10 protein-coding genes are annotated in these 12,700 nt (G+C 29.8%); 3 read left to right on the top strand and 7 right to left on the bottom strand.

Annotated elements, in window-relative coordinates; all coding sequences use genetic code 11:
• Positions 1–288: 288 nt before the first annotated feature.
• On the top strand, positions 289–1,731 hold the full coding sequence (locus ACJDTP_RS16155) for a DUF4317 domain-containing protein (RefSeq protein ID WP_406761814.1): 1,443 nt from the start codon (positions 289–291) through the stop codon (positions 1,729–1,731).
• Between the two features lie 187 nt (positions 1,732–1,918).
• Here ACJDTP_RS16155 and ACJDTP_RS16150 read toward each other — a convergent pair whose 3' ends face one another.
• The 4 genes from ACJDTP_RS16150 to ACJDTP_RS16135 all read right to left on the bottom strand — a co-directional run bounded on the left by ACJDTP_RS16150 (position 1,919) and on the right by ACJDTP_RS16135 (position 6,939).
• Positions 1,919–3,400 (bottom strand): aldehyde dehydrogenase family protein, encoded by a 1,482-nt coding sequence (locus tag ACJDTP_RS16150; protein ID WP_406761813.1) that lies wholly within the window; start codon positions 3,398–3,400, stop codon positions 1,919–1,921.
• Between the two features lie 305 nt (positions 3,401–3,705).
• Positions 3,706–4,482 carry a class I SAM-dependent methyltransferase gene (locus ACJDTP_RS16145; RefSeq protein ID WP_078116078.1) on the bottom strand — a complete coding sequence of 259 codons (777 nt, stop codon included), beginning with the start codon at positions 4,480–4,482 and terminating at the stop codon, positions 3,706–3,708.
• 267 nt (positions 4,483–4,749) lie between these two features.
• The gene (locus ACJDTP_RS16140) at positions 4,750–5,334 is read right to left on the bottom strand and encodes a nitroreductase family protein (RefSeq protein ID WP_406761812.1); all 585 of its coding nucleotides are present in this window, start codon (positions 5,332–5,334) and stop codon (positions 4,750–4,752) included.
• Positions 5,335–5,487: 153 nt separating this feature from the next.
• Positions 5,488–6,939: an MFS transporter gene (locus ACJDTP_RS16135; protein WP_406761811.1), complete on the bottom strand. Its 1,452-nt coding sequence runs from the start codon at positions 6,937–6,939 to the stop codon at positions 5,488–5,490.
• Positions 6,940–7,123: 184 nt separating this feature from the next.
• Between ACJDTP_RS16135 and ACJDTP_RS16130 the strand changes: the two genes are divergently transcribed.
• Positions 7,124–7,996: a LysR family transcriptional regulator gene (locus ACJDTP_RS16130; protein ID WP_103698436.1), complete on the top strand. Its 873-nt coding sequence runs from the start codon at positions 7,124–7,126 to the stop codon at positions 7,994–7,996.
• A 105-nt stretch (positions 7,997–8,101) separates the two neighbouring features.
• Here ACJDTP_RS16130 and ACJDTP_RS16125 read toward each other — a convergent pair whose 3' ends face one another.
• The 3 genes from ACJDTP_RS16125 to ACJDTP_RS16115 all read right to left on the bottom strand — a co-directional run bounded on the left by ACJDTP_RS16125 (position 8,102) and on the right by ACJDTP_RS16115 (position 11,105).
• Positions 8,102–8,884 (bottom strand): phage replisome organizer N-terminal domain-containing protein, encoded by a 783-nt coding sequence (locus ACJDTP_RS16125; RefSeq protein WP_406761810.1) that lies wholly within the window; start codon positions 8,882–8,884, stop codon positions 8,102–8,104.
• Between the two features lie 303 nt (positions 8,885–9,187).
• Positions 9,188–10,075: a bifunctional helix-turn-helix transcriptional regulator/GNAT family N-acetyltransferase gene (locus tag ACJDTP_RS16120; protein ID WP_078116044.1), complete on the bottom strand. Its 888-nt coding sequence runs from the start codon at positions 10,073–10,075 to the stop codon at positions 9,188–9,190.
• A 211-nt stretch (positions 10,076–10,286) separates the two neighbouring features.
• Positions 10,287–11,105 carry a helix-turn-helix domain-containing protein gene (locus ACJDTP_RS16115; RefSeq protein ID WP_406761809.1) on the bottom strand — a complete coding sequence of 273 codons (819 nt, stop codon included), beginning with the start codon at positions 11,103–11,105 and terminating at the stop codon, positions 10,287–10,289.
• A 222-nt stretch (positions 11,106–11,327) separates the two neighbouring features.
• Between ACJDTP_RS16115 and ACJDTP_RS16110 the strand changes: the two genes are divergently transcribed.
• On the top strand, positions 11,328–12,569 hold the full coding sequence (locus ACJDTP_RS16110) for an MFS transporter (RefSeq protein ID WP_406761808.1): 1,242 nt from the start codon (positions 11,328–11,330) through the stop codon (positions 12,567–12,569).
• Positions 12,570–12,700 lie beyond the last annotated feature (131 nt).

Genomic DNA, 12,700 nt, shown 5'->3' with positions numbered 1-12,700 from the left:
CTTACAAAATATGGCTTTAAACTTCACTTAATATCTTGCAGAGCTATCCATTCAACACTATACTATATTATGTGAAGTATTTTTGGCATGTGCTAAAGCGTATTCAAAATAGCAGTCAATAGCCAGTCTATTTTATATAGAGTCCAGACTCTTAAAATACAAAATCTATAAGAAATTACGAGTTTCTAAAGAGAATGTTTTAGAGTCCAAGTATAAAATATTCACAGCAAATTTGGACATGTTATTTCATGTATCTAATAAAAACTCGGCGAAATGAGAGGGAGATTTATGAACAAAAAAGATATATTAGAATTAAAAAGACGTTTAAAAAAAGATGACTGTACTTTTACTAAAATGTGTGGTTGTTATGTAGATGGTCAAAAAGATATTGTATTAAAATTTAAAGAAACTTTTTTAAATCTAAGAGAGGAAGAATTCTTTAAATATTTAGAAATTGCCAAGAAAACACTATCTGGAACAGTTGGAAATAACATTCTTGAACTTAACTTTCCTCTTGATGAAGAAGGCATAGGTGGCAGACAGCTTTCCTTAATGGAGCTAAAAAAAAGTAAATTAAAAGATTATTCTATGCTCGATAGCTTTTATAAAATGATTATAAATAGTTATGAATATACTGGTAACTTTCTAATACTCGTTTTTCACGATGCCTATGATGTTATGACAAAAACTACGGATAACTCAAAATTAGATGAATCTGAAGAGGTATATGAATATATATTATGTGCAATCTGTCCAGTATCACTTTCAAAACCAGCTCTTGGATATCTTGAAGATGAAAATCGAATTGGAGCTCGTATTAGAGATTGGGTAGTTGGTCCACCAGACCTTGGATTTGTATTTCCAGCATTTATAGATCGTAGTACTGATATTCATTCTATTATGTATTACACAAAAGATGCAAAAGATCCTCATCCTGAATTTATGGAGGAAGCTTTAGGTTGTAGTTCAAAACAAACAGCTACAGAGCAAAAAGAAACATTCCAAAATATAATTCGTAAAGCTGTTGGAAGTGATGATGAAAAATCAGAGCATTTATTTATGGAAATTCAAGAAACTCTCAATACTATAGTAGATGATCATACTACTGTTAACGGCAAAAATGCTGAACCTATAGTTTTGAGTAATGATAATATTCAAGATATTTTAATCGAAAGTGGAGTTCCTGAAGAGATCACTGCAAAGATTGAAAAATCATATACAGAAGCATTTGGAGATACTCCGCCTGTAGCAGAAAATTTAATTGATAAAAAAGCACTTGCAGCAAATGAACAAAGAAAAAAGGAAGAAAAACTTGAAAAGAAAGTACGCATATTAGAAGAAAGACTTGAAAAGACAAAACTGGATGCTTTAGCAGATTCAGAGAAAGAAGCTGCTTTAGAATCAGAAACTGAATCAGCTTTGAATAAGATCTTAGATTCAGAGCCTAATTCTGCTTTAAAGACAGAATCTGATACCATCTTAGAAGTGGCTTCTGACTCTAATTTAGATGAAAATCTTGATTCAGAAACAGCATCTGATGCAAATAATACTGAAAACTCTGAAATAGAAACTGAGGTTAGTGATGCTCCAAATTATGATATTGTACTTAATGTAAAACCTCAAAAAGTATCTCAAATAAAATCACAAATAATAGACGGAAAGAAATGTATTATAATTCCTATAGATGATGATGAACAAGCTAAAGTAAATGGCGTTAATGCTTTGCTTTAACTGACTGTAAATAATACTTTTCTCATTTAAATAGCCATAAAGATCCTGATTAAGGGTCTTTATGGCTATTATAATCTGTATATAATTCAATAATGAGTTCACATTTAAAATTCAGAAAGTTATATACCTTATTAAACCTAAAATATAGGGGCTTGATTCTAATAGATATAATATGATTCAATATTCATTACTTTATATACATTCCACCAGGAGTTTCTGATAAATTAACTATGATATTTTTCTTTTGAGTATACGCTTCTAGTATAACTTTGTGAGTTTCCCTGCCTATACCAGATTCTTTGTATCCACCAAATGTTGCACCTGCTGGGAAAGTATTATAAGTGTTAACCCATATACGTCCAGTCCTTATTCCTTTAGCAACTCTTATAGCACGATTTAAGTTAGTAGTAAATACTCCACCACCTAAACCATATTCACTATCATTTGCCATAGCAATGACTTCTTCTTCTGTCTTAAATTTAATTACAACTCCAACTGGCCCAAATATTTCTTCTCTAGCTACTCTCATATCATTAGTGACATCTGTAAGTAAAGTAGGTTTCATAAAGTATCCATTCTTAGCATCACCCTCGATGAATCTTTCCCCTCCTGTCGCTACTTTTGCTCCTTCTTGTTTACCTATTTCTATATATTTAAGAATTTTTTTAAGTTGAGATTCACTAACTTGCGCTCCCATTTGAGTATTAGGATCTAATGGGTTTCCAACTTTAACTTTTTCAAAAGCAGCAATTGCTTTTTCCATAAATTCATCATAAAAATCTTCTTGCACAAATATTCTAGAACCTGCAGAGCAAACTTGTCCTTGGTTAAATAAAATTCCCAATTGAATACCTTCTAATGCAATGTCCATATTTGCATCACTAAAGAAAATATTAGCTGACTTTCCTCCAAGCTCTAAAGTTGCAGGAATAATACGTTTAGCCGCAGCAAGTCCAATTTGTCTTCCAACTTCTGTAGATCCTGTAAATGCTAATTTATCAAGACATTCATGATTTTGTAAATATTCACCACTCTTTGATCCTTTTCCTGTAATAATGTTAATTACACCACTAGGAACAATACTTTGTATTAGTTTCATAAGCTCTAATACGCTCAATGAAGTAGTACTTGATGGCTTAAATACTGAAACATCTCCAGCTGCTAACACTGGGGCTAACTTCCAAGCCGCCATTAAGAATGGAAAATTCCAAGGGACTATTTGCCCTACAACACCAATTGGCTCACTTAATATTAAATTTAAAGTATTTTCATCTATCATTGTTGCAGAACCCTCATCAGCACGAATAACACCTGCAAAATATCTAAAGTGATCTGCTGCTAATGGAATATCTGCTCCTGTTGTCTCTCTAATTGGTTTTCCATTATCTAAAGTTTCTACTGTAGCTAAGTATTCTGCATTTTCTTCAATAATATCAGCAATTTTATTTAATATATTTGCTCTTTCTACAACAGTAGTTTTGCTCCATGTAACAAAGGCTTGTCTTGCAGAATTAACAGCATCATCTACATCTTTTTCTGTAGCATCTGCAATCTCAGCTAAAAATTCCCCATTAGCTGGATTATAAGTCTTTATTGTAGCTCCATCTGAAGCATCTCTCCATTCTCCATTGATAAATAATCTATATCTATTTTCTAATTTAACATTCATAATAAACACCTTTTTTCCTCATATAATCGATCTTTTATAATTTTATTATAGCACTAAATTAATTGTATTCAATATAAAATAATTATTTAACAATAATAATTATCCATATATTTATTGGTAAATATTTAAATTACACGGTGTTCCTGTATAATATTATAAAATTTTTTTATTTAAAGACAAAAAAGTATAATATAAAACAAACACTTTGTTAAGAATTTATTTTATATTATACCTTTCATATTTGAAAAAGGTGCTATATTTATTTCTTATTAATAATTAAAATTTAGCTCTCTTACTCTCTTTTCCTATTCCTTTATTAAAATGTCTAATGTATGTGCACTTGCTCCAAGCAACTCTGGTCTTTCACATGTAGAAAAATGATAGTTAATAAAAAGCTTAAATGTCTCTTCATCCATAGCATTTAAAACAGATCTCATGTAATTCGCTGGTCCATCTGCTGAAATTAATTTTATCCTTTTTAGTCTTACTTCTTCATTTAGCTTATTGATATCTTCAATCCTTACATAATCATATAAATCTTTTGGTTCAGATATAACATGAAAATCATCAGTAAGCTTTCCATTTTCAATAGATGAACGAATATTATTTTCCTTAAAACCATATGTTATTACGCTATATTCATTCATACAATAAGCTACTAAGATAACTCCTCCAACTTTTGTTACTCTCTTCGCCTCTTGCAAGGCTTTTGCTTTATCCTGAAAATTGTATAAGTGATACATCGGTCCAAATACCAATGTCATATCAAATGTATTTTCTTCAAATCTTGATAAATCTAATGCTGTCCCTTGATATGCTTTTACTGAACTTCCTTTTGATTTCAAAATACCTAGATTATGCTTTACAAGCTCAATTGCTGTAACATCATACCCGTCATTTGCTAGCTCCACAGAGTATCTTCCTGTTCCAGCACCAACATCTAAAATTTTGGAACCATTATTCTTTTCTAGATACTCATGAATATATTTCATAGAAGTTAAGAACTCAACTTGTGCATATTTTCTAGTTAATCTTTTATCCTCACAAAATTTATTATAGTATTTCTCTAATTCCATTGTCATCTCTTTACGTTCCTCACCTATCATTTATTAGAAATTATTAAATATAAATATTAATTTCTTTCCTGATTTCTAACAACTATTATACTATAGATTGCAACTATTAAAAATATAGATTTATTCTTTAAATATCTATGAATAAAGGTAACCCCACAAGAATCTAATTTCTAGATTCTTGTGGGGTTATCATGAAATAGAAATACTCTTTTTACAAATACACAACTATTAGAAAAATAATATTTTATAAGTCAATATAAATATAATTCCCTATCATCTTATAATTGTCACTGTATTTTCCTTCAATATTTTTTTCTCTGGCTTAATACCATCTATATAACCAATACAAATAGAACCACAAACCTTATGTTTTTCTGAAATTCCTAAGCGTGTAAGTAACTTTCTTACATTTTCATCATTGTCAAACCATGTTAATTGATTTATCCAACATGCTCCAAGTTCCAAGTAATTTGCGGTTAAAAGCATATTTTCTATAGCACAAGCACTATCTGCCATTGCATTACTATAGTTAGACTCATTCGATACTATAATCAAGGTTGGAGCGTTGTAATAAAAATTGTAGTCATCTTTCTTCGATGCAACTTTACCTGCCTTTTTACTTTTATAGGTATTTTCATCAACTTCAAGCTTTTCAAAAGCTTTTTTAATATATCCATTTAACTCTAAAAGAATTTCTTTATTTTGAACTACAGTAAATTGCCATGTTTGAGAGTTGCCTCCACTTGGTGCATGTTTTGCTGAATCTAAAATTGTAAATAGTTCCTCATCTTTTATTTGTTCCTCTTTGTATTTTCTTATACTTCTTCTTGATTTTATATTTTCAATTACATTTTCCATATTAATCCTCCTTTTTAATAATTATATTCTAAGTCTAATTCAAATAAAATGATAATCTTGGATATTAGAAAAGTGATTAAAACCTTGCAATCACTTTTCTTTGCCTATTTAATGATATCTAAAGATATAAATTAATAAATAATGTGCCATAACCTATGCCATATCAACTCTTTCTTTAATATTCTCTCCTCTTTTAGAATATAAAAGAAATAAACTTAACCCTAGTGCAACTACAAAGAAAATTGTAAAAAATCTGAAACTGGAATCTATAGACTTAACTAAATTTCCACTTATATTTACATTAGCAAAGCTTCCCAAACCTATAATTGCCTTAGAGACTACATCCGCAGGTATAATAACTTCTATTGTTAATATGGCTAATGTCTGACTTAATGCTTTACCAACATTCATTATAGTATAATGCATCCCTGATGCTGAACCAGATTGTTCTTTAGGCACTGCTGACAATACAGTTTTCGCTAACGACGGCCAAGCTAAGCCATTTGCTATTGATAATAATATTAGTGGTGTAACTATAGCCTTGACTGATAGCTCTCCCCCAAGATTTCCAAGAAAAAATATTCCTATAATAAGAAATACAATTCCAAATGTAAGAGTCTTTAATGATCCGATATTATCTACAAGTTTACCTGCAAAGGGACCTAATATAAGCTGTGGTACAGATAGTGAAATCATCAATAGCCCAGACATAGTAGGACTCAAATGTAATGCACTTTGCAAATATATACTCAACAATAAAGGTAATGAAAAATATGCAATACAATAAAATAATGTAATTACAAGTCCTATTGAATAATTTCTGTACAAGAGCAGCTTGAAATTAAATAATGGATTTTCTACGCGTAATTCTGTGATTATAAATGCAACCCATAATAAAATTGTAACTATACATAGCCCTAAAGTTTTATATGATACCCATCCTAATGATTGTCCTTCTGAAAGTACTATCATCGTTAATATTAAACCTAAGCTAAATGTTAATATCCCAATCCAGTCATTTTTTTGATTAATATTAGGTTTAGTCTCTTCCATTACTAAAAATGCTCCAATTATGCAAAGAAGTACAAAAGGTACTGTAATGAAGAATATTGATCTCCAACCAAAGCTGCTAATTAGAGCACCACCAGCTACTGGTCCAATTATTGCTCCAATAACCCATGAAGTAGCATTAATACTCAAGGCTAGCCCAAGCTCATTACTATGAAAAGTCTTAATTATAGTTGGAGTTGCAGTTGCCATAGCTAATGCTGCTCCACCTCCTTGAATTAGCCTATATAAATTTAAAGTCAATCCTGAGTCTGCAATTCCACAAAGTATTGTACCAACTGCAAAAATTATAAGTCCTAACACGAAAATACGCTTTGTTCCAACTGTATCTGCCCATTTTCCAGCAGGCAATATTAAAACTGTACTTGCAATAATGTAACCAGTAATTATCCACAATCCAGTAGTTACTGAAATATTTAATCCTTCCATCATATTAGGCAAACCTATTATTACAATAGTAGAATCTAAATTTGTAATAAATGAAACTAATGTAACAACAAGTAGAATGCTCCATTTGTGTGATTTAGAATTTGTCATATAATCTCCTTATTTATAAATGGAATAAATTTTCGAGTGTAGATAACCCCTTATATGATTAATCCCATCGAAGCCATTTAATTTTGTTTTCTATACATAGTTTACAAGAGATTATATATAATGTAAAATGATTATATAAGATATCAAGATTCACTTTTAGTGATTTATATATTGGGGTGATAAAATGGAAAGTAGTGAATTAAGAATTTTCAGAGCTGTTGCTCAAGCAGGCAGCATAACAAAGGCTGCGCAGGCCCTGGGATATGTTCAATCTAATGTTACAGCTAGAATTCAACAATTAGAGTCTGATTTAAATACACAACTCTTTTATAGACAGCGAGGCATGATTTTAACTCCTACAGGTGAGAAATTATTAGCTTATGCAGAAAAAATCATTTATTTATTGGATGAAGCTGATAAAGCCTTAAATGATTGTTGCGATCCTTCAGGAAGTTTATCAATTGGTGCTGTTCACACAGTATCTGCAATACGTCTTCCTGAAATCTTATCTCAGTATCATAAAGCTTACCCTAAAGTTGATCTATCTCTTATAACAAGTCAATCAGATGAACTTATTTATAAAATAAAACATTTCCAGTTAGATGGTGCTTTTGTCAAAGCTCAATCCTTTAGCGATGAAAATATCGTAAGTGAACTTGTAGTCGAAGAAACCTTAGTACTAATATCAAATCCTAAATATGATAATATAGAAGATCTATATTCAAAACCATTTTTGATGAGTACAGCAGGATGTCCTAATAGAACACAACTTGAAAACTGGCTTAAATCTAAAGGCGTTCATAATATTCGATATATGGAATTTAATAATTTAACTTCTATTATTGAAGGGGTTATTGCTGATCTTGGTGCATCATTTGTACCAAAGTCCACTATTGAAGATTATGAAAAGAAAGGACTTCTAAAATCATTCTCAGTGCCCGATAAATATAATACTACAAAAACATTTTTTATAAGGCGGAAAGATTCTTTAATGACTAACTCACTTTCAAAATTCATTGAAATGACCGAGCTAAATACACCATATAAAAGAACTTAAAATATTAGCTGAATTCCTCATGAAAAATCAAAATTTCGTGGGGAATAGTTATGACTCCAACCCTTGCACGTAAATCAAATATTAAGTCGTATTTTTCTTTTTAAGCTAAAAAGAAAACTCACTAAATACACTTTCGCCTTTACCTAAAGGCTTCCTATCCCCTTCATAAAAACCGAATTCATCATCATCCTCCTCGTCGGTAACCTGAATATCCGTATTTTTCCTTACATCTTTCTTTGACTTCTTATTTTTATTCATTATTAAAGGTACAGGGATATTGTCTTTCAGTCCGCTATTAATTTTTACCGTGCTTATTATGTTCTTATTATCGCTGATTCCTGCATTTTCAATTTCTATGTTATTCTTAGTCTCAACGGTATTCTCTGTATCACCCTCATTGTTATCTTTCCGCTGTTGCTCTTCAATAATTTCATTGCCAAGCTCTTCTTCAACATCATGTTTTTCATCATAGATATTTTCAACACTTTTAGTTCCTTCGCTTTTTAACTTACTATCCTTTTTACTCATTTTTTCTTTATTCTCATCAATATCTTTTACCTTTGCTTTGATATTTTGATGCTTTGCAAAATTCTTTACTTTATAAACATTTTCTTCAACAACTTCAACCATTTCTAAGTCTATAAATGTATCTAATGCCAGTTTTACTTGACTTTCATCTCTATTAAATTCTATAGCTAAAGTCTTTAATGTATATGGAATGTTTTTTGACATATATAAGTTGCCATCTAGATTAACTTTCCCAGCTAAAATTACAATTCTGTTCCAGATATAATAAATAACATCTCTTTCTGGCATTCTATCTATTATTTTAAATTTTGTATCCTCATACATATCAACTCTGAATCTTACATATCTTCTCTCTTTCATCTTAATTGCTCCTCCTAAAAATTTTTATTTTTCTATTCTTTTCAATTAAGATATATGTCCCAATTCATAAAATAACATAATATTTATAAATTTTTTTCTATAACTTTTAAAAAACTAAAATAACTCACGAAAATCAAAATGTTAGATTTTCATGAGTTTCACTGCTGAGTTAATCGCTAACTAAGTTTGCCTCATAAATTATATTCAAACTAGTTTCATATAAAAAGGATAATTTTTATGATTTAGTTAGTAATATTGCCTTTAAAATAATCTTTTGCTACTAAATTAAATTGATGCTTTTCTTTAATTACATCTCTTAATAAAATTATTTTTACTTAATATTATTGGAGTTACAGGTTCACCATAAAAATCTTCTGCCTCTCCAATTACTTTGCATTCAAATTTCATTAACATATTTAGAGTTGCATCTCTTGCTTCAATGTAAATTTCGTCAGTATAAGAATTAAAAATTTCTTTTAATGAAGCTATAGCAAGCTTTTGACCTATTCCTATGCCTCTCAATCTTTTATCAACGGCAAATCTTCCCCAATGCCATTTGTCTTTTTCTTTCCATGCTGATACTACGCCAATAATATCTTCTCCCACTCTTGCGCACCACCAAATTGGTTTTAAATTTTCACTCACTGGAACCAATTCTGCTGGAATACTTTGCTCATTAGTAAATACTTCTGTTGCTAATTTAATTGCTTCTTTTATATAATTTTCAGAAATTCTTTCTATTAATATTCTAGAATCATTCTTCTTGAGATTGTTTTTTAATGCAAGAACGCGAAATAATCTAAATGCTCCTACAATATTTTCTGTATCCTCACTATCACCTAAATTTAAAATATCATTAATAAATTTATTTGCTTCATGGTCTCCACTATTTATAGCCTCAATACCTAATGGAAGAATACAAATATCTTTCATTCTTTTATCAGCTTCAGATTTCTTCAGCTCCAAATAATTTTTAGCCTCCAGATTATTAAGTATCCTGCTTAATGAAGCCTTATCAATACCCAAATTTATTAGCAATTCATTAAAAGGAGTTTTTCCATTTTGTTTTATGTAATTTAATATATGAGCTTGAGCTAGTGTCAATTCAGAATTTAAGCAATTGTGATTAAGCAGCCCTAATTCTCTCACAATTAACCTTACCTCTTTTCTAATTATCTCTTCGTTTCTCATATTCGCCTCCAAATTAATTGATATTATCAACAATTATAACTCACTTCCGTTTTTGTTACAAGTTAACTTTATAAATCAATTTATAATTTACAGAGCTTTTATGACTATTACTGGAAAGAAATAACGTGATACATTATTCTGAATTCTTGTGCTAAAAATATGGCATAATTATGATTCCATTAAGAGCAATAAGCTTAATGATAAATATTATTTATTCTAAGATAAGCTGTTTTAATTTATTTTTCGTGTCATCATCTATAGGCATTTGAATGGTGATACTTGCTCCCTCTATTTCTGTGGATCTAAATGAAATATAACTTAGGTATAAATCCCCTACTAAAGGATGATGCAAAAGTTTTTGACCTTCTGGTGTTCCCATAATACCTTGATTATTCCACCATTTATTAAATAGAGGATCTTTTTCATTTAATTCATTTATAATTGCATTTATTGTATTATCATTCTCATAATAGCCGTAATTTGCTCTCAATTGTTCAACACGTAATTTAGAATGCCCTTCCCAATTATCTAACAGTTCTTTTAGATAATCATCATTAAAAGCTCTCCAAACCGAGTTTCTTTCTTTTTCATCCATTTCTTCATAATTACCATAAACTTTTAGTGCCGCCATATTCCATCCAATCATTGTTAATTTACTATCAGTAACATAAGCTATGCTTGGATTTTGATTGTCTAAGAATTTTTGTAATGTATTAGAAATAGTAACAGCTGCGAAGTCTTCTACAGGTAATTTCTTATCTGATAAATTAAATAAATATCTTTTTTCTTCATTATTTAATTGCAAAACCCTACTCAAGGAAAGCAACACATCTATTGATGGATTAACATCTTGTCCTTGTTCAATACGCACATACCAGTCAATACTTACTCCGGCTAAATCAGCGACTTCCTCTCTCTTTAATCCTTTCACCCTTCTTTTTTTATCAAATTTGAGTCCAAATTGTTCTGGTCTTAATGTGGATCTTTTCTTTTTTAAAAATAATCCAAGTTCTTTGTTTTTAGATATCATTATTATCGCCCCATCTCTATTCATATAAACTTTATTATTATATATGTTGTAATTCACAATAAACATTTCACAATTGCGGCTAAAATTCTTGCAATACTTTTAGAATTATGATTAAGGTCTGCCAAACATAGTATTATTAATCATATGATAACTTAGCTTCTATTTAAAATAATACTTTCATTATACACTATCTTCATAAGCTATAGAGAGGAAGATGTAAAAATGAATAGAGCTTTAGAAAACAAAAATTTTTCAAACAAATTATTATTTATTTTATCAATTATTTGTGCAATTATAGTAGCTAATTTGTACTACGATCAAGTTTTATTAACCAATATTTCCAATGATTTTTTTATACCTGCTTCATCATCCGGTAAGCTTGTAACAGCTATACAGATAGGCTATACAATTGGATTGTTGTTCATTGTTCCACTAGGAGACAGGTATAGTAGAAAACTATTAATAATTTTAAGTATTATTTGTTCAGCTATATTATTATATTTAATGACTTTAGTCTCTACCTTTAATTTAATAGTAATTGTAGGCTTTTTTATGGGGATTTCAAGTGTTTCGGCACAGCTTATAATCCCATTTGTTTCGTCAAATATTTCGTCAGAAAAACGAGGTATAATAGTTGGTCACTTATTAACCGGAGTATTTCTTGGAGTTTTACTCGGTAGGGTTCTAGGTGGAGTTCTAGGCCAATTAATTGGCTGGAGAGGAGTACATGAATTTGCAGCAATAGTTCTATTAATTTTTGCAGTATACTTATTTTATTCTCTCCCAAAGGATAATGTAGGAAAGGAAAGTTCATATAAAAATATCATACTATCTTTACCTCCATTATTAAAAAAAGAAAAAGTATTAAGAGAAACAATAGTTTTTGGTGCTGCTGCCTTTTGTGCCTTTAATATTTTCTGGGTCTCATTATCATTTATTTTAGAAGGTTCTCCTTATAATTATGGAAGTGCAATAGTTGGACTCTTCGGCTTTTTAGGTATAGCAGGTGCGTTAGCCGCTGGATTTTCTGGAAAACTTACAAATAGCAAAAAAGTAAGCTTATGGAACCTTTTTGCTTTAGCTATAATGTTTATCTCTTTTTTAATCTTAGGTATAGGCTGGTCTAAACTTATAATTATAATTCTTGTGACCTTTACTTTAGATGTTGGTTCAAGAATAAATATGTCTTTAAACCAAGGACGTATTTATAAACTTAGTCTCCAAAATCACAGTAGATTAAATTCCCTTTACATGGTTGGATATTACTTAGGTGGGTCCCTTGGTTCATGGATAAGTACCTCTGTATATCATTCATTTGGTGTTATTGGAATTACAATTGCAAGTTGCAGTGTACTTTTACTAGCGTGTGTTTATTATTTAATCACTAATAATCTTTTAAATAGAGAAAATAACACTAAATCCTCAAGTGCATTTACCTCTAAAAATCAACCAACTCATCAGTAATTTGTGAAATGCTTCAAAATATAATACAAAAATAACAAGCTGATATTCCTAAAAAAATTATTTAGTAGTAATACTGCCATGACTATTTATCCTATGATAATTTATCATCTATTTAAAAGAATTCTTTAATT

The sequence above is a fragment of the Candidatus Clostridium helianthi genome, from assembly GCF_045310795.1.
In the GTDB taxonomy this organism is placed as follows: domain Bacteria; phylum Bacillota; class Clostridia; order Clostridiales; family Clostridiaceae; genus Clostridium; species Clostridium helianthi.
The sequence above is the reverse complement of the archived record's forward strand: the minus strand, read 5'-3'. Positions and strand labels throughout refer to the sequence as shown.